This is a genomic window from Actinoplanes lutulentus (genome assembly GCF_003259845.1).
GTDB classification, from domain to species: Bacteria; Actinomycetota; Actinomycetes; order Mycobacteriales; family Micromonosporaceae; genus Actinoplanes; species Actinoplanes lutulentus.
Genome location: NZ_QLMJ01000001.1, coordinates 769752 through 795599 on the forward strand (window position 1 = coordinate 769752; position 25848 = coordinate 795599).

The window sequence follows — 25848 nt, forward strand, 5'->3', positions numbered from 1 at the left end:
CAGCAGACCCGCTCCCGGCGCTGCCTTCGGAAACGTGTGCCCGCTACGTTGCCCGGGTGGAGATCGACTTTGCGGCGGACGGGTTCCTCGCTGACCCGTACCCCAGTCTTGCCGTGTTGCGGGAGCGCGCCCCGCTCTCCTGGCACGCGCCCACCTCGCGCTGGCTGGCCACGAGTCATCGGACCGTCAACGCGGTGCTGCGCGACCGTGACCTGGGCCGGTTCTGGACCGATCGGGAGCCGGCCGACATTCTCGAACCGTTCAATCTGCTGCACCGCAACCAGATGATGGAGAACGAGCCGCCGGTGCACACGCGGCTGCGCTCGCTGACCGCGAAGGCGTTCAATCGCGGTCACGTCGAGCGGCTGCGTCCACGGATCAAGCAGGCGGCCGAGAGCCTGCTGGCCGCCACCGGGCCGGAGTTCGACCTCGTCAACGATCTGGCCGAACCCCTCGCCGTCACCGTCATCGCGGAACTTCTCGGGATCCCGGAATCGGACAGGCATCGGCTGCGGCCGTGGTCCGCCGCGATCGTGCGGATGTATGAGGTCAACCGCACCCCCGAGGTCGAGGCCGCGGCGATCACGGCGTGCGAGGAGTTCGCCGAATACCTCCGGAGGCTCCACAGAACCGATCTGCTCAGCCACCTCACCGGCGTCGGGCTCACCGAGGACGAGGTGGTCGCGTCAGCGGTTCTGCTGCTCAACGCCGGCCACGAGGCCTCGGTCAGCGGCCTCGGCAACGGCGTGGTCGCGCTGCTGCGCAACCCCGATCAACTGGTCCGGCTGCGTGCGAACGTCGCGCTGGTGCCCAGCGCGATCGAGGAGATGCTTCGGTACGACTCCCCGTTGCACCTTTTCGTGCGTACCGCCGCCCGGGATGTGGTGGTCGACGGCATCACGATCGGCGAGGGCGCCCAGGTGGCGGCGCTGATCGGGGCGGCGAACCGGGATCCGGCCGCGTTCACCGACCCGGACGGCTTCGACGTGGGCCGGGACCCGAACCCGCACCTGAGTTTCGGGGCCGGCCTGCACTTCTGCCTCGGCGCGCCGCTGGCCCGGATCGAGTTGTCGGCCGCCCTGACCGCGCTGCTGCGGCACGCCCCGAACCTGGAGCTGGCCGCCGAACCGGTACGCCACCCGACGTTCGTACTCAGAGGCTTCGAAGCGGTTCAGCTCTCCACCAGCACCGGACGATAGGGTCTGCCCGTGCGGACGAAGCAGCAGCTGACCGAGGACATCCGGCGTGAGCGGCGGGCAGTGCTGGTGGTGAACGCCAAGTCCCGGCGGGGCAGGCAGTTCTACGAGGACGCACACGAGCGGCTGCTCAAGGCCGGCTTCAAGCTGCTCGGCGCGTACGCCGTCGAACGCGACCTGGAACAGAGCCTCCAGCAGGCGATCGACCTGGGACCGGACCTGCTCGTCGCGGGCGGCGGCGACGGCACGATCAGCACGGCCGGCCGGATGCTGGCGCACCGGGACATGGCACTGGGCCTGCTGCCGCTCGGGACGACGAACAACTTCGCGCGTACCGTCGGCATCCCGCCCGACCTGGACACCGCTGTCACCACGATGACCGAGGGCCTGGTGATCGATGTGGACCTGGGGATCGCCGGGGACATGCCGTTCACCAACCACGTCGGCATCGGGCTGTCCGCCGAGGTGATGACGAGTGTGCCGAGCGGGCTCAAGAAGCGGCTGGGCCGGCTCGCGTACCCGATCACCGCGCTGGGTCTGATGGCCCGGCACCGTCCGCTGCGCGCCACGGTACGCGCGGACGGCCGGGAGATCGTCTTCAGCACCCATCAGGTGTACGTGGCGAACGGCGGTTTCCACGCCGGGCGGCCGATCACCGCGGACGCGCACGCTGATGATCGGCTTCTGGTCGCGTACCCGGTCGGCGGGTCGACCCGGCTGGAGCTGTTGCGCGAGACGGCGCGCAACGCGCTGACCGGCCATCGCCGCACCCTGCACGAGCGCCCGTTCCTCGCGGTGAACGAGCTGTGGCTGGAGACCGACCGGCCGGCGGCGGTCGAGGTCGACGGCGAGCCGTGCGGGCAGACGCCGCTGCGGATAGCTCTCGACGCGAACGCGCTGCGCATCATGGCGCCACCCGGCACGCCGGATCATTAGAAGGACCATTAGCAAGATCACCCGACACGCCGATCACATCATCTGGGGTTGCGTGTTTAGGACCCCCTCCATATATGGTGTCTCACGCAGCTGGTTCGGGCGGCCGTCAGGACGTGCCCGAGGCAAGAGGGAATCCGGTGTGACACCGGAACTGCCCCGCAGCGGTGAGTGGGAACGACCGCCGTCAACGAAGCACTGGATCCATCCGGGTCTGGGAAGCGACGGCCAGTAGGAAAGCGTTCGACGCCCACGAGTCCGAAGACCTGCCAGCGCGCCGCACGCCACCGGTGTGCGGCGGTCGAAGGCCGCGTGGGACGGCCGACGCCAGAAGCCGGTGCGCTCACGCGCGCCCGGCGGCGTCCTCCTGCGCATCCGACGACCTGTCGAGAGGGCGCGAGGAGAGGGCATGACGCTCACACCGGAGAAGACGGACAAGGTCGCCGTGCCGGAGCAGCGGCGGCACGCGATGCAGGTCCGCAAGCGCAACGGCGAGACCGAGCCGGTCGACGTCAACAAGATCGTCACGGCTGTCGAGCGCTGGGTCGCCGACCTGGACGAGGTGGACCCGCTGCGGGTCGCCACCAAGACGATCAGTGGCCTCTACGACGGCGCGACCACCGCTGAGCTGGACAAACTGTCGATTCAGACGGCTGCCGAGCTGATCAGCGAGGAGCCGCAGTACTCGCGCCTGGCCGCCCGGCTGCTCGCCACCTTCGTCGAGAAGGAGGTGAGTGAGGAGGGCGTCACGACGTTCAGCGAGTCGATCAAGCTGGGTCACGACGAGGGCTTGATCAGCGACGAGACAGCAGCATTTGTCGCGACAAATGCTGAAAAACTCGATGCCGCCATCAACGACGACGCCAACCTCAAGTTCGAATACTTCGGACTGCGTACCGTCGCCGACCGCTACCTCCTGCGGCACCCCACCAAGCGGACGATCATCGAGACCCCGCAGCACTGGCTGCTGCGCGTCGCCTGTGGCCTGTCGCAGAACGTCGACGAGGCGATCGGCTTCTACCGCCTGATGTCGTCGCTGGCCTATCTGCCCAGCTCACCGACGCTGTTCAACTCCGGCACCCGGCACACCCAGATGTCGTCGTGCTTCCTGGTCGACTCCCCCAAGGACGAGCTCGACTCGATCTACGAGCGGTACCACCAGGTCGCGAAGCTGTCGAAGTTCTCCGGCGGCATCGGCATCTCCTGGTCCCGGGTACGCGGCCGGGGCGCGCTGATCCGCGGCACCAACGGCAAGTCGAACGGCATCGTCCCGTTCCTGAAGACCCTCGACGCGGGCGTGGCCGCGGTCAACCAGGGCGGCCGGCGCAAGGGCGCTGCCTGCGTGTACCTGGAGCCGTGGCACCCGGACATCGAGGAGTTCCTGGAGCTGCGGGACAACACCGGCGAGGAGTCGCGCCGCACGCACAACCTGAACCTGGCGAACTGGATCCCGGACGAGTTCATGCGCCGGGTCGAGGCCGACGAGGACTGGTCGCTGATCGACCCGTCGGACGCCCCCGAGCTGCCGGATCTGTTCGGCGCCGAGTTCGACGAAGCGTATAAGGCAGCCGAGAAGAACGCGGTCAAGACCGTCAAGGCCCGCGATCTGTACGGCCGGATGATGCGTACCCTCGCGCAGACCGGCAACGGGTGGATGACGTTCAAGGACCCGTCCAACCGGCTCAGCAACCAGACCGGCGCGCCCGGCAACACGATCCACCTGTCGAACCTGTGCACCGAGATCCTCGAAGTCAACTCGGACGACGAGACCGCGGTCTGCAACCTGGGTTCGATCAACCTCGGCGGGCACATCACCGCCGGTGGCGTGGACTGGGAGAAGCTGCGGGCCACGGTGCGGACCGCGGTGACGTTCCTGGACCGGGTCATCGACATCAACTTCTACCCGTCCGACCAGGCCGCGAAGTCGAACCCGCGCTGGCGGCCGGTCGGCCTCGGTCTGATGGGCCTGCAGGACGCGTTCTTCATGCTGCGCCTGCCGTTCGACTCCGCCGAGGCCCGCGAACTGTCCACCCGGGTTCAGGAGGAGATCTTCCTGACCGCCCTGGAATCCTCGGCTCTTCTCGCTGAGCGGTTCGGGCCCCATCCGGCGTACCCGGAAACCCGTGCCGCGAAGGGTGACCTGCACCCGGACCTGTGGGGTGCGACGGTCTCGCAGACCGAGCGCTGGGCTGCGGTCAAGGCGAAGATCGCCGCACACGGCCTGCGCAACTCCCTGCTGATCGCGATCGCGCCGACGGCGACGATCGCGTCCATCGCCGGCTGCTACGAATGCATCGAGCCGCAGGTCAGCAACCTCTTCAAGCGCGAGACCATGTCGGGCGAATTCCTTCAGATCAACACCTATCTGGTACGGGAATTGAAGACCCGAGGACTGTGGACGGCCCCGATCCGGGAGGCCATCAAGCGGGCTGAAGGATCGGTGCAGGGCATCAACGAGCTGCCCGCCGAGGTCCGCGAGCTGTTCCGCACCGCATGGGAACTGCCGCAGAAAGCCTTGATCGAGCTGGCCGCCGCCCGCGCGCCCTACATCGACCAGTCGCAGTCGCTGAACCTGTTCATGGCCGCGCCGACCATCAACAAGGTCTCCTCGATGTACCTGTACGCGTGGAAGGCCGGTCTGAAGACCAGTTACTACCTGCGGTCGCGCCCCGCGACCCGGATTCAGCAGGCAACCGTCGCGGTAAGCGCGCCGCCTGTTGTCTCTCCCGTTGTCTCGCTCATCCCGGCGCTCACTGAGGCCGAGATCTGCTCCCTGGAAAACCCCGAATCGTGTGAGGCCTGCCAGTAATGCTGCTCGACCCCGGAATGGACCTGACCCTGCGGCCGATGAAGTACCCGCACTTCTTCGACCGTTTCAAGGACGCCATCAAGAACACCTGGACCGTCGAGGAGGTCGACCTGCACGGCGACCTCGCCGACCTGGCCAAGCTGTCGCCCGCCGAGCAGCACCTGGTGTCGCGGCTGGTCGCGTTCTTCGCCACCGGTGACACCATCGTGGCGAACAACCTGGTGCTCAACCTGTACCAGCACGTCAACTCGCCCGAGGGCCGGCTGTACCTGTCGCGGCAGCTGTTCGAGGAGGCCGTGCACGTCCAGTTCTATCTGAACCTGCTGGACACGTACGTCCCCAACGAGCAGGAGCGTTTCGAGGCGTTCGCGGCGGTGGAGAACATCCCGTCGATCGCCCGCAAGGCCGAGTTCTGCTTCAAGTGGATCGACTCGGTCTTCGAGCTGCGGGCCCTGGAGACCAAGGAGCACCGGCGGGCGTTCCTGCTCAACGTGATCTGCTTCGCGGCCTGCATCGAGGGGTTGTTCTTCTACGGCGCCTTCGCGTACGTCTACTTCCTGCGCTCGCGCGGCCTGCTCCAGGGTCTCGCCTCCGGCACCAACTGGGTGTTCCGCGACGAGAGCATGCACATGGCGTTCGCGTTCGACGTGGTCGACCAGGTACGCGCCGAGGAGCCCGACCTGTTCGACGCCGGCATGGAGCAGCAGGTCCGCGACATGCTCTCCGAGGCGGTCGAGTGCGAGGTCCAGTTCGCCGCCGACCTGCTCGAACAGGGTGTCTCCGGCATGTCGCTCACGGACATGCGCGAGTACCTGCAGCACGTCGCCGACCGTCGGCTCGAAGCGCTCGGCATCGCGCCGATCTACGGCAGCAAGAACCCGTTCGCCTTCATGGAACTGCAGGACGTGCAGGAGCTGTCGAACTTCTTCGAGCGGCGCGTTTCGGCGTACCAGGTGGGTGTGACCGGAAGCGTGAGCTTCGACGACGATTTCTGATCGGTCTTCGGTGAAGGAAACGCCCCGGGAGATCGGCTCCCGGGGCGTTTCGGCTTGGTGCGGTGTTGCTAGACGGACGCCTTCTCGTCGGGCGTCTCGCCGGCTGCCGCGGCGGCCTCCGCCTCGGCGATGATCCGGCGGTCCTCCTCGGCGTGGCTGCGGTACTGGTTGATCGAGTAGACCAGCGCCGCGGCCCAGGCCACGTAGATGACCGCGTAGAACGTGTAGCGGACCGCGTCCGGCGCGTCGATCCAGTCGCTGCGCAGCAGGGACCGGGTGTTGGTCAGGATGATCAGGCCACCGACCGCGGCGCCGAGCACCCGCGGCGGGATGTGCCGGACCAGCCAGGCAGCGATCGGCGCGGCGATCACACCACCGATGAGCAGGGCCAGGACCCAGCCGTAATCGATGCTCTCGTCGCTGAGACCCCAGATGAAGCCGAGGCTCGCGGCGACCGCGACCAGGAACTCACTGGTGTCGATCGAGCCGATCGTCTTACGCGGCTCGAGCCGGCCGCTGGCCAGGATCGCCGGCGTGCCGACCGGACCCCAGCCACCGCCGCCGGTGGCGTCGACGAAGCCGGCCACGACACCGAGCGGTGCCAGGAACCGCTTGCGCAGCGGCTTGCCGAGGTTGCCCTTGGGCAGGCCCTGGAACGTGAAGCGGACGAACACGTAGAGGCCGAGGACCAGCAGGATGAGCGCCATGATCGGCGCCGCGGTCTCGGTCGACAGGCTGGAGAGGAACGTCGCACCGGCGAAGGCGCCGATCGCGCCCGGCACGCCGATCTTGAGGACGACCTTCCAGTCGACGTTGCCGAATTTCCAGTGCGAGAAGCCGGAGACCAGCGTGGTGCCGATCTCGGCGAGGTGCACGGTGGCCGACGCGGCAGCCGGGTTCGTGCCGATCGCGAGCAGGAGTGTGGTCGAGGTGACGCCGTACGCCATGCCGAGCGAACCGTCGACTAGCTGAGCGCCCAACCCGACGAGGGCCAGGAGGAGGAGTTTCTGCATGTCTCTACCGCCAGTGGTGGATGGGGTGGATACCTGCTGGGTCTGTCCACAAGGCTGCATTGCCTACGTGGCCTGCATTTCCTATTTATTAGATCGGAGATTATAGGTCACGGTGGCGCTCTGCAAGCGTTCGTTCACTGATGGCAGGATGAGGGCATGGCTGACGCTGATGATGTGCGCCGCCTCGCGCTGGCGCTCCCGGAAACCGTCGAGATCGACAGCGACGGATTCGACTTCCGGGTGGCGAACAAGGGTTTCGTCTGGTCGTACCCGGAGCGCCGGCCCGGGAAGCCGCGCGAGATCCGCACCGACGTGGCAGTGCTCTTCGTGGGCGACGAGGCCGAGAAACAGGCGCTCCTGCTCGGCGAGCCCTCGCTCTTCTTCACCACACCCGGGTACGACGGACTGCCGCTCGTGATGCTCCGCCTGCCCGAGGTCTCGGCGAGTCGTCTCGAAGAGCTGATCACCGACGCCTGGCGGATGCGGGCACCGTCCGAGGTCGCCGACGCGCTCGACTGAGCGTTCACTGGCAGATGTTACTTGTGGGTTGCCTGTGCAACTTCTGTTTGGTTAGGTAAGCCTCACCTAATAGGGGGAAGGCTTCAATGTCTCTGGAAGTGGACGGCGTCAAGAGCGCCGTGGAAATAACCGGCCACGTCGATCTGGAGGTGCTGGCCGACGTCTACCGGCGCGTCCACGCCGCCGATCTGCACATGGTCGACCACAGCGACCCGTCATTGGAGGACCGGCTGCGCTGGACCGCCGAGGCCCCGGGCTTCGAGGCCGCGGTCGGCTACGTGGACGGCCAGGTCGTCGGCACCGTGATGGGCTGCCCGCTGCCGCCGGACACCCTGTGGTGGCGTGACCTCACCGACGTGACCGACCCGGAGCTCGCCGTCGAGTGGGAGGGCCGCACGTTCGCGGTCTGCGAGGCGTTCGTGCTGCCCGAGTTCCGTAAGCACCGGCTGGGCGTACGGATGATGTCCGACCTGCTGGACAACCGCTCCGAGGAGCGGGTGTCGCTCGCGGTGACCGAGACGAACACCCGGGTCTGGCACGCGCTCCAGCGGCTGCGTTTCCAGCACGTCGGCGACCTGGTGCCGTTCCCCGGCTGGCGCTCCCACCGGATGCTGGTCCGAGCCCTGCCCCTGAGCAGCTCCCGCTAGGCGATTCGGGCGCCGGATCGTGGAGGCCGGCGCCCGGAACAGCACTACGCGTTACGCCTTCTGGGCGGCTTTGCGGTAGGCGAGCAGGCCCAGGATCAGGCCGGCCAGGCCGGCTACCAGGCCGGCGATGCCCCACGCGGAACTGCCGCTGCTGCTCTCCTCGGTGGCCTCTTCGGCGACCGGGGCATCGGCGGCGGCCGACGGGGCGGCTGCCTCGGCGCCCGCGGCGGTGAGCTTCAGGACCGGGGCCGGGAGCTCGGGCTCGGTGCCGTCGGTGGTGGGCTCGTCGATCCAGCGGACGATGTTGCCGTCGGAGTACGTCTGCAGCGCCTTGAAGACCATCTGGTCGACCTCCGGCAGCGGGCCGAGCGACACGTCGAACTCCTGGAACGTGCCCGGCTTGATCTCCGAGTCCTTCGACGCGGTCCAGGTGATCTTCGAGACGGCCTCGGTGAGCGGGCTGCCGTGCACCTCGACCGGGGTGGCCAGCTTCGTCTTCTCGGCGACCGCGGTCCAGCCCGGAACCGGCTTGATCGACACCGAGCCGATCGGCGTCTCCGCCGGCAGGTTGACCTCAAGCTTCGTGGTCGACGCCGTGTCACTCTCGTTCGGCACCCGGAACGACACCTTGGTGTAACCACCCTGGGTCGCGGTGCTCGGGTTGACCGTCACGTGCGCGGCGGCGGGGGAAGCCACGGCCAGCACGAAAGCGGCCGCCACGGCGGAGATGGCGGCGGTACGGCGGAGAACTGCGGTATTCATGAAGAGACCTTTCACGCCTTGCGGCGACGGGGGACGGTTCACGCCTTGCGGCGGCGGATGAACAGGAAACCGGCGAGGCCGGCGAAAACGAGTACTGCGATGCCGGCGATCCAGCCCAGTGCGGACGACGAGCCGGAGTCGCTCGCGGGCTCCGCGTCGACGACTGCCGCCGGAGCTGCCCGCGAGACGGTGGCGGCCGGGGACGGCGCGGCCGGGGACGGTGCCGCCGAGGTGGGCGCCACGTACGACGGGTCGTCGAGGGTGAACTTGTACGAGCCCTTCACGGTGTGACCGTCCGTCGAAACGACCTGATAGGCGACCGTGTAGACGCCGTTGGCGAGCGGCTCGTCGAACGTGACGCTCCCGGTCGCGCCGTCGATCTCCGGGTCCGACGTGGCGACCTTCTGCTTGTCCGCGTCGCTGACCGAGATCACCGTGTAATCCGGGTTCAGCTTCTGCAGGAACTTCAGCGTGACGCCGTCCGGCGCTTTCTTCAGCTCGGCGTTCTTCGCCGGCGTCGCCTCGGTCAGCGCGTTGTGCGCGAAGGCCGGCGCGCCGGGCAGCAGCACGGCGACCATCGCGGCCAGCGCGATCAGGAGTCGAGGAACCGCTCGCCGATCCACCCGCCCTCCGAGCAGCCGGGCGGGATGGCGAAAACGGCGGATCCGATCGGTGTCGTCCATTCGTTCAACAGGTCCTTCTCAGCGAGTCGCCGTTGGATGGGCAGGTACTGGCGGGCGATGTCAGCTTGGTACGAGGCGAAAATGAGCCCGCTGTCGGGTCGCCCCGCGGAGTCCGGCGCCTCGTCGTAGTTGTACGGCCGCCGCAGGATCTTGAACCGCGGATCGGTCATGTGTGCCCTGGTCACGTGCGCGAAGTCCGGCATCACCGGCAGCCCGGTGTCGTCGACGGCGGTGAAGTCCGGCTCGTCGTGCTCCGCCGTTCCGGTCAGCGGCGCGCCGGAATCCATCCGTCTGCCCACCGCCGCCTCCTTGTCCGCGACGCTGAGCAGGTCCCACGTCTCGATCTCGGTACGGATCCGGCGGACCACCAGGGTGGTGCTGCCGTCCGGCGCCCAGACCGCGGTCTCCATTGCCGCGTCCTTCGGGTTCGCCGTGCCGTCCAGCTGCCCGAACACGTTGCGCTGGGTGAATCCGGCCGCATGCACACCCGGGCTGCGACGGAACCCGCGCTGCACCCAGCGGACCGCGGCGAACGGCCGGGCATCCTTGATCAGCATCCGCTGGGTGTGCGTGACGGTCAGCGCGTCGTCGGCGCAGATCTGCAGCAGCAGGTCACCGCCGGACCAGCGGTCCTGAAGCCGGTCGATCGAGAAACCGGGCAGGTCCGCCACCGGGGACGTCAGCCCGGCCGCTTGGTAGAGCCCCGGGCCGAACCCGAACGTCACGGTCAGCGCGGCCGGCAACACCGCCAGCTGCGCGTCCGTGTCGCCGAGGGCCGGCTCGCCCCGGGTGAGGCGGGCCACGTCGTCGGTGAGCAGGCGCAGCATCCGGCGCAGGGTGTCGCGGTCGGAACCCCGGTTCAGCGTCAACGCCACGAACGCGGCGTGTGCCGGTGGCTCCGTGGTGACGCCGGCCTGGCGTGGGCCGTGGAATCCGATGGTCGCTTCACCCGTACCCAGGCTGGTGAATGAAGCGGGAAGCGGGTCGCCTGGCCGGACCACCAAGGCCGCGCCGCCGGCGGCGGCTGCGCCGAGGCCGGCCACCGCTCCTCCGGCGAGTAGGGCGCGGCGCGCGATCGTCACGAGTGGGCGCTCGCGGACGGCATGGTCATGCCCGGGTCGTAGCTCTCCTGCGCGCCCGCGAACGGCTTCGCGACCGCGGTGAACGCGACAGTGCCGCCACCCGCGAGAGTGAGCGTGAACGCCAGCTCGTCACCGGGCTTGACCGCGGCGGACGGGCTCATCAGCATCAGGTGGTCGCCGCCGGGCGCGAGCTCGTGGGTGGCCCCGGCCTTGATCACGAAGCCGCCTTGTTTGGGCTCCATGACCATCTTGCCGTCCTTCATCGCCATGGTGTGCAGCTCGATCGGCGAGGCGGGGGACGTGGCGGATTCGATGGTGACGTCGGTTTGGGTGTTGTTGACCAGGGTGGCGAAGGCGGCGGTCATGCCGGTGTCGGCGGCTTTGACCCAGGGGTCCCGGACGGTGAGGGTGTTCGAGGCGGCGCTGTCCGTGCCGGTGCTGGTCGTGCCGGTGTTGGTTCCGCTGCTCGCGTTGCTGTTCGCGGCGGTGCTTGTGCCGGTGCCGCTTGTGCCGGTGCTGCTCGTGTCGGTTTTTGCTTCGCTGTTCGCGCAGCCTGCCAGGCCGCTGAGAGCGAACGCTGCGGCTACTGCCGCGACAACGGCAGAGCGGGTACGGCGGGACGGGGCGACAGTCAGCATCATCTTCCTCAGTGCTCGGGATCGCCCGTTAGTCGCCGCCCGAACCCAATTGGTTCCCAAGACTTCCCATGAACTAAGTCGAGCCCGGCTGCCCGCGGGGTGGGCTTGTGCTCACGGTCACCCAGATCGGCCGCTCAAGGGGCCAGCTTGTGCTCGCGGCCGCCCACGGGCCGAAAACGCGACCACAAGCGCGAGCCGTTCCTGTCCGGCTTGTCCTTGTGGTCGCGTGGAAGCCGAAATAGCGACCGTAAGCGCGAGCCGGGGGCGATCGGCTTGTCCTTGTGGTCGTGCGGAGACGGTGAACGCGACCCTGAGCACAAGCCGGTCGCTAGCCAACGGCTCTCAGCTGAACGCCACGGTCGCCGCCATGTGCAGCCGGCAGCCCTGGACGACAGCCACCACTCAGCTGAACGCCACGGTCGCCGCCATGTGCAGCCGGCAGCCCTGAGCGACAGCCCGCCCGAACCGGCTGAACGCCACGGTCGCCGCCACGTGCAGCTGGCAGCCGTGAGTGACAGCCGGCCGGGTCGCGGAACTCGGCGAACGCTCCGGCGGTCAGCATCTCGCCGGCCGTCGCGGATTCGTCGGAGGGCGGTGGCGGGCGGGCGTCTCGGGGCGGTACCGGCGGACGCCCAGCCGGTGGGCGGGGCCGCGGCGCGCACCCTGCCACGCAGCACGCACCCCGCCGCGCAGCACGCACCCCGCCGCGCAGCACGCACCACTGCCGCGCAGCACGGCACCACTGCCGCGCAGCACGGCACCACTGCCGCGCAGCACGGCACCCCGCCGCGCAGCACGGGCACGCCACCGTGCAGCACGCACCCCGCCGTGCAACACGCGCCCTGCCGCGCAGCACGGCACCCCGCTCGTCGGGTCAGGAGGAGTTTTGTAGGCGGGTCAGGGCTGTCAGCAAGCGGTCCACCTCGTCTGTGCTGTTGTACGCGTGGAAACTCGCCCTCACCGATGCCGTCTTCTCGCCCTCGGGGGCCTGGCAGTGCTCGTCCGCGCGGACCAGTAGCCCGTCGGCTGCCAGGATGAAGCCCAGGTCGTTCGAGCTGATGTCGCGGTGCCGGAATGCCACGATGCCGTGCCGCTGCTGCACCGGCGAGTCCGGGAGCAGGCTTTGCTGGCAGCCCAGCACCTCGAACGCCGGCAGCTTCGACAACCCCGTCGTCAGCCGCACCCCGAGGGAACGGTTCCAGGACTCGATGCGGGACAGGCCGGCCTCGTCGAGCCAGTCCATCGCGGCGGCCAGGCTGATGATGCCGCTCGTGTTGGGTGAGCCGCTCCAGCCCGCCGGGACGAACGCCGGGCCTCGGGTGTTGCGGGACCAGACCGCCCCGGTGCCGGGCAGGGCCATCGCCTTGTGGCCGGAGAACACCACGAAGTCCACGTCCAACGATGCCACCGAGAGAGGCAGGTGGCCGAAGCTCTGCGCGGCGTCCAGGCAGATCGGCACGTCGGGGGCGAGGGCCCGCAGGCGGTGCACGTTCATGTCGTTGCCGTACACGTGGTGCACGTGGGTGGCGGCGATCAGCCGGGTACGCGGACCGACCTCCAGCGTGCGGGTGGCGTAATCGTGCGCCGCGTCGTACGGCAGCGCCCGGACCGTGGCACCGGAGAGCGCGGCCGCTTCCTGCCAGGGCAGCAGGTTCGCAGTGTGATCGGCGAAGGGCACCAGGATCTCGTCGCCGGGACGCAATTGCGGGAGCAGCCAGTCCCGGGCTACGGCACGTAACCCCTCGGTGGTCCCGCTGACAAAATGCACACCCGAAATATCCGAAAAATCGGATAAAAAGGCGCGCAACCGTGAAGCCGCTCCCACAATACGAGCCGTCGTCCGATTAGCCCACGGATACGTCCCCCGAGCAGCATTAGCGTTCCCAGTGGTCAAATACGAAAAAACCGTATCAAGCACTACCTGCGGCTTTTGCGACGTAGCCGCACTGTCCAGATAAGCCACATCAGGATTCCCGACAATCATCGGAAACTGCGCTCGAATTCCCCGGTGCCACGACGACATGCTCAGTCCCGCACCAGCGGAGCCCCGGCATCCCGCCAGGCGATGATCCCGCCCGCCAGCGACCGCGCGTCCGGATGCCCCATCCGCGTGAGCAGCGCCGCGAACGCCGCCGACTTCTCCCCCACCGGACACACCAGCACCACGGGCTGCCGCCGGCTGAACGGCAACCCGGCGCTCAGCATCGTCTCGAAGACGTCCTCACCGATGTTGATCGAGCCGTCGATGTGCAGCGCCTGATAGGCATATGAGCTGCGCAGATCCACCACGAGACACCCCTCCAGCGAGGCACCCACAGTGACTGACGGCGCCCCGGCGATCTCTCCCGCCGAGAGCGAGCCGAGCGAATTCGCCCGCGCCGGCCTGCCGAACAACGCCGGCCGCCGCTCCCGCAGATAACTGAGGTAGCTCTCCACCCGATCGCACACGATGAAAACCGCGGACTTGCGCGACGTCAAAGACCCATCAATCGTACGCAAATAGCGCACCGCCCCCTGATAAGCCCCGCCCCCGGTCGGCCCGGACAGCGTGCCGCAGCGCCGCACCAGCGTGAGCAGCCCGTCGATCGCCTCGTCCGCGCTGATCGTCTCGATGGCGTCGTAGGTACCCGGGTCGAAGAGGCCGACCTCGTGCACCTCGTCGATGGTCCGGATGCCGGGGATGAAGTCGCTCTTGGCGGCGACCAGGCCGACGATCGTGGTGTCCGCGCCGTGCGCCCGCAGCGCCCGCGCCACCCCGGTCGACGAGCCGGCCGTGCCGACGCAGGCGACGAAGTAGTCCGGCGCCCGCCCGTCCAGATCCTTGACGATCTCCTGGCCGGTGCCGGAGAAGTGCGCGTCGGCGTTGCGCTCGTTGAAGTACTGGTCGGTGTGCACATAACCCTCGCCGCTGGTCTGCAGCGTGCGATACATCCGGGTGAGCGGGTCGTCGGTGTCCGCCGGGTCGAGGCATTCGGACCGGCCGGGCAGTTCGTCGATCTCCGCGCCGAGCAGCAGCAGAAGATCCTTGATCTCCGGGATCTTCATCCGGTTGGTGACGCTGCGGAACGGCAGGCCGTGCATCCCGGCGAGCAGCGCCAGGGCTTTCGCGGTGTTGCCGCTGGAGAGCTCGACGACGGTGTCGCCGCGCCGGACCGCGTCGCCGAGCATCGGGCGCAGCATGCTCCACGCGGCCCGATCCTTCACCGACCCGAACGGGTTGAGCAGTTCCAGCTTGGCGTAGAGATCGATGTTGCGCAGCCCGTGCACTTCCGGATCGATCCGGACCAGCGGCGTGTTCCCGATGGCTTCCGTGATGTCGTCATATTTCATGAAACCTCCGGCTGCGAATGGATCGGCCAGTAGTTCTCGTCGAGGTGCCACGACCACGCCCCGTCACCGGTCCGATGAATCGCCACCTTGCGACCCTGCGGCGCGAGCAGCGCATCGGTCGCGGTGAAATCCATCAGGTAACCGGCCGTGTTCACGAACGCCAGCAGGTCGCCGGCCTGCGGCCGCCTCGGCAGATGGACCTTGCGCCGGGTGATCAAGTCCGACTCCAGACACAAATTCCCGAGCAGGAAAACTCCCTCTGAGCGGTCCGCCGCCGGCTCCTCCTTGGGTACGCGTAACCGAGGCACAAGTACGGGGTCCATGAGTACGCCGTGCTCCTCCAGTGACACGTCCCGGGCGTTGCAGTCCAGGCGGACCAGCACGTCGTCGCCGTCGTCGCGCACCTCGAGCACCCGGGCGACGGTCAGGCCGCACTGGTCGAGCAGGGCCCGGCCGGGTTCGACGTCGAGGTCGTACATGTGGTCCAGCAGCAGCTCGCCGAGCGGGCGGCGCCGGTCCGGTGCGTCGGTGCCGAGCAGTTTGTCCAAGTAATCGGCGCCGGCGACCGGTCGGTGCGCCGGATAGAGGGCAAGTGAGCCGCGCAGGGTGCCGGATTCGGCGCGTAGCCCGTACCCATGGCCGCCCCAGGTCATCGGCGGCCGGTTGCCGAGCACGGCCTGGGCCAGCTCGGAGGTGTACCGCTCCCACTCGCCCGCGTCAGCCAGGTAGTTCACGCCGAAGCCGCCGCCGATGTCCAGCGACCACGGGCGCAGTCCCCGCGCGCGGCACTCGTCGAGCGCCGCGAGGCAGCCCTCCAGGGCGACGGCTTTCTCCCGCAGCTCCACGGTGTCCAGGTGGTACGCGACACCGACGAGTTCCACGTGGTCACCGTGTTTGCCGAGCAGGTCCAAGGTTTCGGTGAGCGACCCCGCCGGAAACCCGAACCTGCTGCGCCTGCTCTGGACCCGTACCCCCGAAGATTGAAAGCGTGACAGGCGCACCATGGCCCGCGCCCGCGGCAGCCGGAAGGCTGCCACCAGCGAAGCCAGCTCGCTCAGCTCGGCCGGTGAGTCGGCGTTGACGATCACGCCGGTGCGGGCGGCGAGCCAGAGGTACTCGCGGGTCTTCGGGCCGGTCGCCATGATCCGGTCGGGGGTGAATCCGGCGCCGAGGGCGTGCTGGAGCTCGCCCACCGAGGCGACGTCGACGCCGGCCTCGGTCGCGGCGAACTGCCGCAGCAACGCCGACGAGCGGTTGGCCTTGTGCGCGAAGTAGATCCGTCCGTTGAGGCGATGCCTTCGGTACGCGTCGCGGAAGGCGGCGACGTTCGCACCGACACGCTGCGGAAGGACCACGTTGAGTGGTGAGCCGAGGCCGTCCACCAGCCGTCCCAGCAGTGCGCCGTCATCGAGAACGGATTGGGTGAGCGGATCGATTCTCGGTTTCAGGTACAGCATTGTGGCGACTCCCGGGGAGGTCTCTCCGGCGCATTCCCAACCTAACCGACGTGACCACTCTCCGCAAAAGAGTGAACACGGAGCGTTTTCTCACGCGGTCCGGAGGTCCAATGTGTGCCACAATGTCGCCTCCCGGCTGCCGGTCGACCACCAGAGCATCCCGTCGCGGCTCGCGGCGAGGTCGGCGGCGACCGAGAGGGTGACCGTCGTCCCGGTGCGGACATCGTGGACGATCAGGCCGGCCGTGCCGGTGAGGTCGGAGTCCGGGCGCGGCTCGGAGAGGATCTCGAAGCGGTCCAGGACGGCGACGTCGTTGACCGCGGCCTGCGTTCCGGGGCCGGCGATGCGGCGGCGCTCGGAGCCGTCCGGGCGCATCAGGTCGATACGGGCCAGGCCGGCCGCGGAGTTGACCATGACCCGGCACCAGGCCGGGCTGCACATGGTCCATTCCGCGGGGCCGGCGGTGATCGTCCGCGTCTCCTGGGTTTTCATGTCGCGCAACCGGATCTCGCCGGCCTGGCCGCCCACGTCGTCGGTGAGCCACGGCCAGGCGGAGAGCGCCCACTGGCCCTGTTCGACGTGTTTGCCCACCGGGCCGCCGGTCAGCGCGATCGAGCGGATCTCGGTGGCCTTGTCGTCGTCGGCGGCCGCCCAGTGGACGCGTCCGTCCGCGACGACGAGGTCGTACTGGGTCCCGTAGAGCAGGATGTTCCCGGTGTCGGCGGTCAGTTTCCGCGGGGTGTTGCCGCCTGTGGTGTCGAAGGCCCAGATCTCGGTGCGGCCGTCCTCCGAGGTCTCGGTCCAGAGCAGCTCATTGCCGGTCTTGGTGAGGTTGTCGAAACGGGCGCTCGCGGGCAGGCGCCTGATCTGGCGGTCCTTGAGCATCAGCCGGAGGAACTCGCCCTCCTCGGTCGTGCCCACTGGGGTGGTCGCGTCCAGGAAGAGCAGCGGGTCCAGGCCCAGGTCGCGCAGGTCGGCGCGGGCGGCTTGCGGCCAGGCCTGCGCCGGCGTGGGCCGGGTCACGGCCGGCGGTGTGGCGGACTTCTGGTCGGGCAGGCCACCGGCCAGCAGCGCCACCGCGGCCAGCAGAGCGACGATCAGGCCGAGGCGGGGAGCCCTTGTCGGCTTCACTCGTACTGCTGCTTCGGCGGGGTGATCGGCTGCCACTGTTCAACCTCCAGGTAGGCGATGTCTGCCTGGTTGACCGGGTCCTTTGTTCGTTGCGGGCTGTGCCGGCCGGTCACCCTCAGCCACGTGCCTGAGGGGACGTCCAGAGCCGGGCCTCCCGTCAGGCCCACCTTGATCGGGCGGCCGTCCGCCGCGCAGCAACTCACCACGATCCGGGCGAGCATCGGGGCGCCGTCCGGGCCGGTGGCGACGAAGCCGGTCAGCTCCAGGCGGCGGCCGGTCAGGCTGCGCCCGTCGTCGTAGATGCTGCGGGACGCGTAGTCGAGCAGGCCCACCGGTACCGGATCGCCCTCGGGCAGCGGGCCGTAATCGGACTCGGCGGCGGCCGGCAGGCTTCCGGACTGGTCGGCTGTGAAGGCGCCGAGGGCCGGCGGCGCGACCAGCAGCAGGCCGACCACCGGCAGCAGGAGCAGCCAGCCGACCCGGGGCTCATGCCCATGCCCGTGCCCGTCGCCATGCCCATGCCCGTCGCTGTCGCCGTCACCTCGGCCGTCGTCTGGGGCATCCTGCGGTGGACTTGCGGGCCGGTACTCGTACCAAAGGGTCATGAGGGAGGTGACCACCAAGAAGGCGCCCGTCAGGAGGAGGAAGGGCCGCAGGCCCTCCTTGACGTAACGCAGATAGAGATCGGTCCAGGACGCTTTGAGGATCGCGCCGCCGAAGAGCAGCAGGACGACCGCCTGGGCCTGCTTGTTCACAGCAGGATCCATCCGGTGAGTGAGCCGGCCAGGACCGCGAGCGCGAACGTCGCCGGGGCGAAGCGGGACGCGAAACGGCGGCCGAAGACGCCGGTCTGCATCGCGATCAGCTTGAGGTCGACCATCGGGCCGACCACCAGGAAGACCAGCCGGGACGTGAGCGAGAACTGCGACAGCGACGCGGCCACGAAGGCGTCCGCCTCACTGCAGATCGACAACAGTACGGCCAGGACGGCGAGCGCCAGGATCGACAGGACCGGGTTCGACGCGAGGGTCTGCAGCCACGCCTCCGGCACCAGCACGCTGATCGTCGCGGCAGCCGCGGCGCCGACCACCAGGTAACCGCCGGCGTGGATCATGTCGTGCCGGCAGGCCGACCAGAACGCGCGGCCCTTGCCGGCGATGTCCGGCTGATGCGGCAGCCGGATCCAGTCGGCGCGGCCCAGACGCAGCCAGAGCCAGCCCATCACGACCGCGACCGCGAGGCTGGCCAGGGCGCGGGCCACGACCATCTCCGGGTTGCCGGGGAACGCGACAGCGGTGGCGGTCAGCACGATCGGGTTGATCGCCGGGGAGGCCAGCAGGAACGCCAGCGCCGCGGCCGGGGTGACTCCGCGCCGGATCAGCGACCCGGCGATCGGCACGCTGCCGCACTCGCAGCCGGGCAGCACCACGCCGGCGAGGCTCGCCGCCGGCACCGCGAGGGCGGGGTGTTTCGGCAGCGCCCGGGCCCAGAACGAGCTCGGCACGAAGACCGCGATGATCGCCGAGAGCAGTACGCCGAAAACCAGGAACGGCACGGCCTGGACCAGCACCGAGACGAACACGGTGGTCCAGGCCTGGAGCCGGGGTCCGGTCACGAGTCCGGACAGCGGCCCCCGGAAGATCACCAGAAGGATCAGGGCGGCGGCGAGTGCCTCGACCGAGCCGATTCCCCGGCGGTCCAGTGTCTGGGTTTCGGCCACCGTGCGAATTTACCGGGCGGTTCTCTCCAGGGGCGGATCACGATCGGGTGATCAGGGGCTGGCCGCGAGGAACAGGAAGACCGCGAGCAGGCCGAGGTGCAGGCCGCCCTGGAGGATGTTGGCGCGGCCGGGCACCACGGTCAGCGTTCCCACCACGAACGTCAGCACGAGCAGCACCACCTGGGTGCCGCCGAGGCCGAGCAGCAGCGGGCCCTCCAGCCAGATCATCGCGGCGGCGATCGCCGGGATGGTCAATCCAATGCTGGCCATTGCGGAGCCGAGTGCCAGGTTGAGGCTGGTCTGGATCCGGTCGCGGGAGGCCGCGCGTACCGCCGCGATGGTCTCCGGCAGCAGCACGAGCAGGGCGATCACCACGCCGACGACGGCGTGCGGCAGGCCGGCCGAGGCCACGCCGGACTCGATCGACGGCGAGATGCCCTTCGCCAGGCCGACCACCGAGACGAGGGCGAGCAGCAGCAGGCCGAGGCTGTTCAGGGCGTCGCGGCTGGACGGGCCCTCCGCGTGCTCCTCGGCGTCGATCACCTCTCCCTCGGTGGTGATCGGCATGAAGTAGTCCCGGTGCCGGCGGGTCTGTACCAGCACGAACAGCAGGTAGAGCCCGAGCGAGACAACCGCGGCGAACCCGAGCTGGGCCGGCGAGAACTGCGGTCCGCCGCGGCTCGTGGTGAACGTCGGCAGCACCAGGCTCAGCGTGGCGATCGCCGCCACGGTGGCCAGCGCTCCGCCCGTACCCTCCGGGTTGAAGACCGCGATCCGCCTGCGGATCGCGCCCACCAGCAGCGAGATGCCCATGATGCCGTTGACCGTGATCATCACGGCAGCGAAGACGGTGTCCCGGGCGAGCGACTGCGACTTCTCACCGCCGCTGATCATCAGGGTGACGATCAGCGCCACCTCGATCACGGTGACCGCGACGGCGAGGATCAGCGATCCGTACGGTTCGCCGACCCGGTGCGCGACGACCTCGGCGTGGTGGACCGCGGCCATCACGGCGCCACCGAGCAGCACCGCGACGACGGCCACGGCCGGTGGTGGCAGGTCGCGGCCCCACGTCAGGATCAGTGCCGCGACGGAGAGGATCGGCAGGTAGACGTTCCAGCGGGAGAGCTGTGCAAGGATCTTCGGATTCATCGGGTCAACCCTCCCAAAGTTGAGGCGGCGGCGCTCAGCTCTCGCCCGATGTTTCAGGCTTTTTCCGGTCGCTGTGTCCGAGGTCTCGGTCCGGCGCGACGCGGTCCCGGACCATCCGCTTGATCGCCGGCAGCTCCGGGAACCCGCCCTCGGCCTTGCGCGACCAGAGCGTCTCACCGTCCAGCCGGATCTCGAAGACGCCGCCGATCCCCGGGACCAGCGCCACCTCGCCGAGGTCGGTGGCGAACGTGGTGAGCAGCTCCTGCGCGGTCCAGGCGGCGCGCAGCAGCCAGCGGCACTGGGTGCAGTATTCGATCTCCAGACGAGGTGTCACAGTCAAGAAGTATCCCTGCGGCATGATCATGCACGGAACACGGCGATGAGGAGTTGGTGTGAGGCGAGGTTGGATCGCGGCCGGCATGGCGGTCATGGTCACCCTGACCGGGTGCAGCGGCGGCGCGGACGAGAAGGTCACCGAGACCGTGCAGGCGGTTGTCGCCCGGGATTACGTGGCGCTCGGTGACTCGTACGCGGCCGGCCTCGGCGGCGGCGACTACGCCGACACGAGCTGCCTGCAGAGCAAGGACAAGTCGTACCCGCAGCTCTGGATCGAGGACAAGGGCACGACGGCGCTCGGCGCGACAGTGAACAACGCGTGCAGCGGCGCGCTGATCGGCACGGTGCGCAGCCGTCAGCTCACGGCGCTCAACGAGCAGACCGGGTACGTGACGGTGACCGTCGGCGGCAACGACGCCGGCTTCGTCGCCACCCTGCAGCAGTGCATCCTCGGCTCGGACAAGACCTGCGCGGACTCGGTGAAGCTCGCGGTCGACACGATGGACAAGACCCTGCCGACCGGGCTCGACGGCCTCTACACCGAGATCCGCGAGAAGGCGCCGAACGCCAAGGTCTACGTGCTCGGTTACCCGCACCTGGTCGCCGACCCGGGCAACGGGGTCAAGTGCGACTCGCTCGTCGACGCGCGCCGCAAGACGCTCAACGAGGCTTCCGACACCCTCTCTGAGGTGATCGCCTCGGCCGTGTCGAAGCACCCCGGATTCACCTATGTCGACGCTCGGGTGATCTTCGCGGGCCACGAGGCGTGCACGAAGGAACCGTGGATCCACTCGGTTGCCGACAACGTCTCGGAGTCCTTTCACCCGAACGCTGACGGTTATAAGGCGTACGCAAAGGTCCTGCTCAGCGTGACCGGCTGAAAGTAAACTGAGCGTTCGATGAATAGAGTTATCCAGGCATGGCAATGCCTGGATAACTCTTGCTTTCCCCATGAGCAGATTCCCCGCGGCGGGATGACGATCGAGGGGTGACCGAGACACTCGTGATTCTGACCCTTGTGGTCATCACTGCCCTCGGCTTCGACTTCACGAACGGGTTCCACGACACGGCGAACGCCATGGCGACGTCGATCGCAACCGGGGCCCTGAGGCCGAAAGTCGCCGTACTGCTGTCAGCAGTGCTCAATCTCGTCGGCGCGTTCCTCTCCATCGAGGTGGCGCTCACCGTGACCAACGCCGTCGTCAACATCCAGAACTCGGACGGCACACCGAAGCCAGAACTGCTCGCCGACGGCGGCACGGCCCTGCTGGTGATCGTGCTGGCCGGCGTCATCGGCGGCATTCTCTGGAACCTGCTGACCTGGCTGCTCGGCCTGCCGTCCAGTTCGTCGCACGCGCTGTTCGGCGGCATCATCGGCGCCACCGTGGCCGGCCTCGGCTGGTCCGGTGTCAAGTGGACCGGCGACGGCAGCAAGCTGGACGGCGTCCTCGGCAAGGTGGTCCTGCCGGCCCTCATCTCACCGGTGGTCGCCGGGGTGGTGGCCGCCGTCGGCACCTGGATCATCTACAAGATCACGATCGGGGTCGCGGCGCGCTTCACCGACAACGGCTTCCGCTGGGGCCAGATCGGCAGCGCCTCGCTGGTCTCGCTCGCCCACGGCACCAACGACGCCCAGAAGACCATGGGGGTCATCACCCTCGCGTTGATCGCTTCCGGCGAGTGGACCAACACCTCCGACATACCCATTTGGGTACGCGTGAGCTGCGCACTCGCCATCGCCCTCGGAACGTACCTCGGTGGCTGGCGGATCATCCGCACCCTGGGCAAGGGTCTCGTCGAGATCGCGCCGCCGCAGGGCTTCGCCGCCGAGTCCGCGGCCGCCACGGTCATCCTCACGTCGAGCCACCTCGGTTTCGCGCTCTCCACCACCCAGGTCGCGACCGGCTCGATCCTGGGCAGCGGCGTCGGCCGGCCCGGCGCGCAGGTCCGCTGGGCGGTCGCCGGCCGGATGGTCGCCGCCTGGATGATCACCCTGCCCGCTGCCGCTCTGGCCGGCGCGTTCATGTGGCTGGTCGCCGACCTGATCGGCGGGGTGGCCGGCGCGGTCGTCGTCTTCGCACTACTGCTGGTCGCGGCCGGATTCATGTACCAGATCTCGCGCCGCACGCCGATCGACCACAACAACGTCAACGACGAGTGGCAGCCCGCTCCCGCCCCCGCTTCTCTGTCGAAGGAACACGCATGAACAACCTGACTCTGGCGCTGGACAGCGCCTGGAAGGTGCTGCTCATCGGCATCCTGATCGGCGCCGGCCTACCCGCGATCTTCGCGTTCGGGATCCGCTCGATGGCGTACGGGACCGGCGGCGACGCCGAAGTGCACGCGACCGGATCCGCCGGTCCGCGGCCGCACCCGGCCGGCCGGATCGGTGCCGCCGCCTGCTTCGGCGTGGTGCTGCTCGGCGTGGCCCTGGGCATCACGTTCATCGTGGCGACCGGTTTCGGCAAGGAGCTCAGCTTCGAGCACGTGTACCCCACCCTGGTCAGCAAGGACTGAACGATGGCCGAATCCCGCTCCAACTTCCTGACCCGGGCCGTCGGGTGGCTGCGCGCCGGATATCCCGAGGGTGTTCCCCGGCGGGACTACGTCGTGCTGCTCGGGCTGCTGCGGCGCAAGCTCAGCGAGGACGAGGTACGCGGCATCGCCCGCGACCTCGCCGCGCAGTCCGAGGACCCGATCACCGCGCAGGACATCGAAGAGATGATCAGCACCACGGTCCTGCAGGACGCCACGCCGGAGGACGTCGTCCGGGTGTCCGCGCACCTGGCAGCCGGTGGATGGCCACTGGCCGACCCACCCGACAACTGACGGACTCCTCACGTTCTCGTGGCGGACGCCTCGGCACGTTTCGATGGGTCGTGCACCACGCCAACCACTACTACGGCCACTCGTACGTGATGGCCCGGTACTGCGGATTCCCGGGTGATCCACCCCGGATCCGCGGGTACCTGCAGCACGGCTGGAACATCGGGGACGGTCTCGCGCCCGACCACGAGTACGTGCCGGGTGTCCCCTCGTTCGTCTGGAGCGAGCGGACCCGGCGCCGGGCCTGGTCGATGGGGCGGCGCCGGGTGCACGTGACCGGCGCTCCCCTGGCCTATCTGCTCGCCATGACGCCGCCGTCCCCGGAGCCGCGGGAGGGCACCATCTGGTACCCGTTCCACGGCTGGGAGGGCCAGCACGTCCAGGGTGACCACGACCGGCTGATCGCCGACATCAAGGACACCGAACCGGGGCCGGTGACGGTCTGCCTCTACTGGCAGGAGTACCGCACCGCCTCGGTCCGCCGCCGTTATGAGCGGGCCGGGTTCCGGGTGATCTGCCACGGTTATCGGGGTGGCTGGTGGAAGGACCTCGACCCCGGCTTCCTCGACCGGCAGCTCGGCGAACTGCTGCGGCACCAGCGGGTGGCGTCGAACCGGCTGTGCAGCGCGGTGCTCTACGGCGCGCTCGCCGGGTGCGAGCCGGCCGTCTACAGCGACCCGATGCAGCTGCGCGACGAGAAGGACCTGTTCGGCGGCCGGCAACGCATCCGCCGGCAGTGGGCCGCGCTGCACGGCACCCGGGTGGATCCGGAAGTGGCGCGTGCCGTCGCCGTCGACGAGCTCGGCGCTGACCGGCTACTGACTCCGGCCGAGCTGCGAGCGTTGTTCGGCTGGTCCGGCTCCCGAACCGTTCCCCCGCTGCTCGAACCTGAGGCTGTCGCGTGATCCCGCTCCTGCTCGGCGGCGAGATGCCGCACTGGTCCGACACCGACCCGGCGGGCGGCGCCGCGCTCGCCACCCTCGCCGCCGCGGCACGCGGTCACACGCTGATCGTCGGGCCGCACTCGTTCCCGCTGATCGACGCGGTGCAGTCCCGGCAGGTCACCGTTCTGGTACGCGGTGTGCCGGACGCCGAGGCGCTGGCCGCACGGTATGCGTCGCGGGCCGGCTTCGAGGTGTGCTGTGGCAGTGTGGCGAAGCTGGCGGCTGTTCCGGCGTACGACACGGTGCTCGCCCTCGACGGCCTGGACCGGACCGGCACGACCGAGAGCGACGGCCTGACCTGGGCGGACGGGCTCGCCGCGCTGCTGGCGGTGCTCCGGCCCGGCGGCCAGCTGCTGCTCGGCTGCGAGAACCCGGCCGGCCTGCACCGGCTGCTGGCCCTGTCCGAGGAACCGGGCTCCGGCGACTGGGCAGCGGGTGACCGAGGGGCTCCGGCCGGACTCCCCCAGCTGCGGGAGCGAATCGTGGGCGCCGGGATGTCCGTGCTGCGGGACTATGCGGCTTACCCTTCGCCGCGGTCGCCCCGCCTGCTGGCCAGCTCGGCGGCTCTGGCTGATCGTTCGCTGCACGGGTTCTTCTCGGGGGCTCTGCGTCGCGCGGGCACTCCGGAAGGGCCGGTGCTGGCGGATCCGCGGCCGGTTGCCGTACAAATGCTGAACAGTGACCTGGCCGCGGACCTTGCGCCGGGCTGGTTCGTGCTGGCCGCCAAGGGCGGGCAGGCGACACTGCCGGAGGTGGTGCTGGCGACCGAATCCGGCCCGATCCACCATCTGAATCGGACATCACAGGGCTGGATCCAGCAGGCCACAAACCCGGACGCCCCGTCCCCGGTGCCCACCGGCCGGAACTTGCTCGATGCGCCCTCGCCCGTGCCCATCGGGTGGAACCTGCTCGATGCCCTGCTTGACGCTGCTCGCGGCCGGGATCTGCCGGCGCTGCGGGCGCTGCTGACCGCGTGGCAGGGCGGGGAGCTCGCCGGAATCGACGCCGACGAGATCGTGGTGGACGGCGACGGGCGGCTGCACGATCTCGGCCTGGGCGAGAGCCAGGATCCGGGGCCGGCGCTGCGGCACTTCATCGAAGCGGCGCCGGGCGACCTGGCCGAGCTGATCGAAGCCATGGCCGGCATCGAAGCGGCAGCCGGCGGCGCCGCGATCCGGCCCGGCGTCGAAGCATTCCGCGAGGTCGCGGCGGCTCACGACCGTCTGGCACGCGAGCTCGGCGAGGCACGGACCACGATCAATTGGTACGAGGAGAGACTCGCCGCCCGAGACACCGAACTGGCCCGGGCCTACCGGATCATCGCGCTGCTCAAGGGCACCGTCCCGGGCCGAGCGGCGACGGCGGTACGGGGCGCGCTACGCACCGGCAAGAAGGCCGCCCGAACCGCCCTCCACCAAATCCGCAAAAGCTGAGCCCCTGGCGGTCGAACGCCGCCGAAGATTCGCCAAGGCCGGCGCGTCCCCGGCGGGCCGCTCGTGGGGCCGGCTCGCGCTCGCGGTCGCGCGGAAGCCGGGAACACGACCGCGAGCGCGAGCCGCGCCCGCCCGGCTTGCGCTTGTGGTCGTGTGGGGGGCTAAAACGCGACCGCGAGCGCGAGCTGGGGGCGGCCGGCTTGTGGTTGGGGCGGAAACGAAGCGGGTGGCGGGTGGGGTGG

25 protein-coding genes and 1 riboswitch are annotated in these 25848 nt (G+C 69.2%); of the genes, 12 read left to right on the plus strand and 13 right to left on the minus strand.

What is annotated here, in order from left to right; translation table 11 throughout:
• Positions 1–56: 56 nt before the first annotated feature.
• The 4 genes from B0I29_RS03230 to B0I29_RS03245 all read left to right on the plus strand — a co-directional run bounded on the left by B0I29_RS03230 (position 57) and on the right by B0I29_RS03245 (position 5933).
• The gene (locus B0I29_RS03230) at positions 57–1199 is read left to right on the plus strand and encodes a cytochrome P450 (protein ID WP_181557666.1); all 1143 of its coding nucleotides are present in this window, start codon (positions 57–59) and stop codon (positions 1197–1199) included.
• Positions 1200–1208: 9 nt separating this feature from the next.
• On the plus strand, positions 1209–2132 hold the full coding sequence (locus B0I29_RS03235) for a diacylglycerol/lipid kinase family protein (RefSeq protein ID WP_111647262.1): 924 nt from the start codon (positions 1209–1211) through the stop codon (positions 2130–2132).
• A 74-nt stretch (positions 2133–2206) separates the two neighbouring features.
• Positions 2207–2417: riboswitch (cobalamin riboswitch) on the plus strand.
• A gap of 121 nt (positions 2418–2538) precedes the next feature.
• Entirely contained in the window at positions 2539–4938 is a 2400-nt protein-coding gene (locus B0I29_RS03240) for a ribonucleoside-diphosphate reductase subunit alpha (protein WP_111647263.1), read from the plus strand.
• Positions 4938–5933, plus strand: a complete 996-nt coding sequence (locus B0I29_RS03245; RefSeq protein WP_111647264.1) for a ribonucleotide-diphosphate reductase subunit beta — start codon at positions 4938–4940, stop codon at positions 5931–5933. Before B0I29_RS03240 ends, B0I29_RS03245 begins: the two co-directional genes overlap by 1 nt.
• A 68-nt stretch (positions 5934–6001) precedes the next feature.
• Here B0I29_RS03245 and B0I29_RS03250 read toward each other — a convergent pair whose 3' ends face one another.
• On the minus strand, positions 6002–6946 hold the full coding sequence (locus B0I29_RS03250; RefSeq protein ID WP_111647265.1) for a sulfite exporter TauE/SafE family protein: 945 nt from the start codon (positions 6944–6946) through the stop codon (positions 6002–6004).
• 156 nt (positions 6947–7102) lie between these two features.
• On the opposite strand from B0I29_RS03250, the gene B0I29_RS03255 reads away from it, so the two are divergent.
• Both B0I29_RS03255 and B0I29_RS03260 read left to right on the plus strand, forming a co-directional pair.
• Complete coding sequence (locus tag B0I29_RS03255) at positions 7103–7465, plus strand: MmcQ/YjbR family DNA-binding protein (RefSeq protein ID WP_111647266.1); 363 nt, start codon at positions 7103–7105, stop codon at positions 7463–7465.
• Positions 7466–7551: 86 nt separating this feature from the next.
• Complete coding sequence (locus B0I29_RS03260; protein WP_111647267.1) at positions 7552–8112, plus strand: GNAT family N-acetyltransferase; 561 nt, start codon at positions 7552–7554, stop codon at positions 8110–8112.
• A gap of 51 nt (positions 8113–8163) precedes the next feature.
• Here the strand turns inward: B0I29_RS03260 and B0I29_RS03265 are convergent, their stop codons facing one another.
• The 12 genes from B0I29_RS03265 to B0I29_RS03320 form a co-directional block, all read right to left on the minus strand.
• Positions 8164–8874 (minus strand): YcnI family protein, encoded by a 711-nt coding sequence (locus B0I29_RS03265; RefSeq protein ID WP_111647268.1) that lies wholly within the window; start codon positions 8872–8874, stop codon positions 8164–8166.
• Between the two features lie 38 nt (positions 8875–8912).
• Complete coding sequence (locus B0I29_RS03270; RefSeq protein ID WP_375790582.1) at positions 8913–9497, minus strand: copper resistance CopC family protein; 585 nt, start codon at positions 9495–9497, stop codon at positions 8913–8915.
• Positions 9467–10633, minus strand: coding sequence for a Dyp-type peroxidase (locus B0I29_RS03275; RefSeq protein WP_111647369.1), 1167 nt, complete (start codon positions 10631–10633; stop codon positions 9467–9469). Before B0I29_RS03275 ends, B0I29_RS03270 begins: the two co-directional genes overlap by 31 nt.
• Positions 10634–10635: 2 nt before the next feature.
• Complete coding sequence (locus tag B0I29_RS03280; RefSeq protein WP_375790583.1) at positions 10636–11280, minus strand: copper chaperone PCu(A)C; 645 nt, start codon at positions 11278–11280, stop codon at positions 10636–10638.
• An 871-nt stretch (positions 11281–12151) separates the two neighbouring features.
• The gene (locus B0I29_RS03285) at positions 12152–13300 is read right to left on the minus strand and encodes an aminotransferase class V-fold PLP-dependent enzyme (protein WP_181557667.1); all 1149 of its coding nucleotides are present in this window, start codon (positions 13298–13300) and stop codon (positions 12152–12154) included.
• A gap of 2 nt (positions 13301–13302) precedes the next feature.
• Complete coding sequence (locus B0I29_RS03290; protein ID WP_111647270.1) at positions 13303–14607, minus strand: pyridoxal-phosphate dependent enzyme; 1305 nt, start codon at positions 14605–14607, stop codon at positions 13303–13305.
• Positions 14604–16064: a type III PLP-dependent enzyme domain-containing protein gene (locus B0I29_RS03295; protein ID WP_111647271.1), complete on the minus strand. Its 1461-nt coding sequence runs from the start codon at positions 16062–16064 to the stop codon at positions 14604–14606. The genes B0I29_RS03290 and B0I29_RS03295 overlap by 4 nt, the downstream gene beginning before the upstream one ends.
• Positions 16065–16154: 90 nt before the next feature.
• Entirely contained in the window at positions 16155–17195 is a 1041-nt protein-coding gene (locus B0I29_RS03300; protein WP_111647272.1) for a hypothetical protein, read from the minus strand.
• The gene (locus B0I29_RS03305; protein WP_111647273.1) at positions 17192–17950 is read right to left on the minus strand and encodes a TIGR03943 family putative permease subunit; all 759 of its coding nucleotides are present in this window, start codon (positions 17948–17950) and stop codon (positions 17192–17194) included. Before B0I29_RS03305 ends, B0I29_RS03300 begins: the two co-directional genes overlap by 4 nt.
• Complete coding sequence (locus B0I29_RS03310) at positions 17947–18915, minus strand: permease (protein ID WP_245972169.1); 969 nt, start codon at positions 18913–18915, stop codon at positions 17947–17949. Before B0I29_RS03310 ends, B0I29_RS03305 begins: the two co-directional genes overlap by 4 nt.
• Before the next feature lie 51 nt (positions 18916–18966).
• On the minus strand, positions 18967–20067 hold the full coding sequence (locus B0I29_RS03315; protein ID WP_111647275.1) for a calcium:cation antiporter: 1101 nt from the start codon (positions 20065–20067) through the stop codon (positions 18967–18969).
• Between the two features lie 34 nt (positions 20068–20101).
• Positions 20102–20401, minus strand: a complete 300-nt coding sequence (locus B0I29_RS03320) for an Rdx family protein (protein WP_245972184.1) — start codon at positions 20399–20401, stop codon at positions 20102–20104.
• A 58-nt stretch (positions 20402–20459) separates the two neighbouring features.
• On the opposite strand from B0I29_RS03320, the gene B0I29_RS03325 reads away from it, so the two are divergent.
• The 6 genes from B0I29_RS03325 (at position 20460) to B0I29_RS03350 (ending at position 25606) form a co-directional block, all read left to right on the plus strand.
• On the plus strand, positions 20460–21284 hold the full coding sequence (locus tag B0I29_RS03325) for an SGNH/GDSL hydrolase family protein (protein WP_146616704.1): 825 nt from the start codon (positions 20460–20462) through the stop codon (positions 21282–21284).
• Between the two features lie 107 nt (positions 21285–21391).
• Complete coding sequence (locus B0I29_RS03330) at positions 21392–22609, plus strand: inorganic phosphate transporter (protein WP_111647277.1); 1218 nt, start codon at positions 21392–21394, stop codon at positions 22607–22609.
• On the plus strand, positions 22606–22920 hold the full coding sequence (locus B0I29_RS03335) for a hypothetical protein (RefSeq protein WP_111647278.1): 315 nt from the start codon (positions 22606–22608) through the stop codon (positions 22918–22920). Before B0I29_RS03330 ends, B0I29_RS03335 begins: the two co-directional genes overlap by 4 nt.
• 3 nt (positions 22921–22923) lie before the next feature.
• On the plus strand, positions 22924–23232 hold the full coding sequence (locus B0I29_RS03340; protein ID WP_111647279.1) for a DUF3349 domain-containing protein: 309 nt from the start codon (positions 22924–22926) through the stop codon (positions 23230–23232).
• 50 nt (positions 23233–23282) lie between these two features.
• Entirely contained in the window at positions 23283–24134 is an 852-nt protein-coding gene (locus tag B0I29_RS03345; RefSeq protein ID WP_111647280.1) for a hypothetical protein, read from the plus strand.
• On the plus strand, positions 24131–25606 hold the full coding sequence (locus B0I29_RS03350; protein WP_111647281.1) for a hypothetical protein: 1476 nt from the start codon (positions 24131–24133) through the stop codon (positions 25604–25606). The genes B0I29_RS03345 and B0I29_RS03350 overlap by 4 nt, the downstream gene beginning before the upstream one ends.
• Positions 25607–25848 lie beyond the last annotated feature (242 nt).

Bases quoted from the DNA above. Each gene is read 5' to 3' on its own strand.
- B0I29_RS03260 (WP_111647267.1), top strand. From the start codon at position 7,552: ATGTCTCTGGAAGTGGACGGCGTCAAGAGCGCCGTGGAAATAACCGGC.
- B0I29_RS03315 (WP_111647275.1), bottom strand. From the start codon at position 20,067: ATGAATCCGAAGATCCTTGCACAGCTCTCCCGCTGGAACGTCTACCTG.
- B0I29_RS03285 (WP_181557667.1), bottom strand. From the start codon at position 13,300: ATGTCGTCGTGGCACCGGGGAATTCGAGCGCAGTTTCCGATGATTGTC.
- B0I29_RS03335 (WP_111647278.1), top strand. From the start codon at position 22,606: ATGAACAACCTGACTCTGGCGCTGGACAGCGCCTGGAAGGTGCTGCTC.
- B0I29_RS03290 (WP_111647270.1), bottom strand. From the start codon at position 14,607: ATGAAATATGACGACATCACGGAAGCCATCGGGAACACGCCGCTGGTC.
- B0I29_RS03245 (WP_111647264.1), top strand. From the start codon at position 4,938: ATGCTGCTCGACCCCGGAATGGACCTGACCCTGCGGCCGATGAAGTAC.
- B0I29_RS03250 (WP_111647265.1), bottom strand. From the start codon at position 6,946: ATGCAGAAACTCCTCCTCCTGGCCCTCGTCGGGTTGGGCGCTCAGCTA.
- B0I29_RS03255 (WP_111647266.1), top strand. From the start codon at position 7,103: ATGGCTGACGCTGATGATGTGCGCCGCCTCGCGCTGGCGCTCCCGGAA.
- B0I29_RS03280 (WP_375790583.1), bottom strand. From the start codon at position 11,280: ATGATGCTGACTGTCGCCCCGTCCCGCCGTACCCGCTCTGCCGTTGTC.
- B0I29_RS03295 (WP_111647271.1), bottom strand. From the start codon at position 16,064: ATGCTGTACCTGAAACCGAGAATCGATCCGCTCACCCAATCCGTTCTC.
- B0I29_RS03265 (WP_111647268.1), bottom strand. From the start codon at position 8,874: ATGAATACCGCAGTTCTCCGCCGTACCGCCGCCATCTCCGCCGTGGCG.
- B0I29_RS03340 (WP_111647279.1), top strand. From the start codon at position 22,924: ATGGCCGAATCCCGCTCCAACTTCCTGACCCGGGCCGTCGGGTGGCTG.
- B0I29_RS03240 (WP_111647263.1), top strand. From the start codon at position 2,539: ATGACGCTCACACCGGAGAAGACGGACAAGGTCGCCGTGCCGGAGCAG.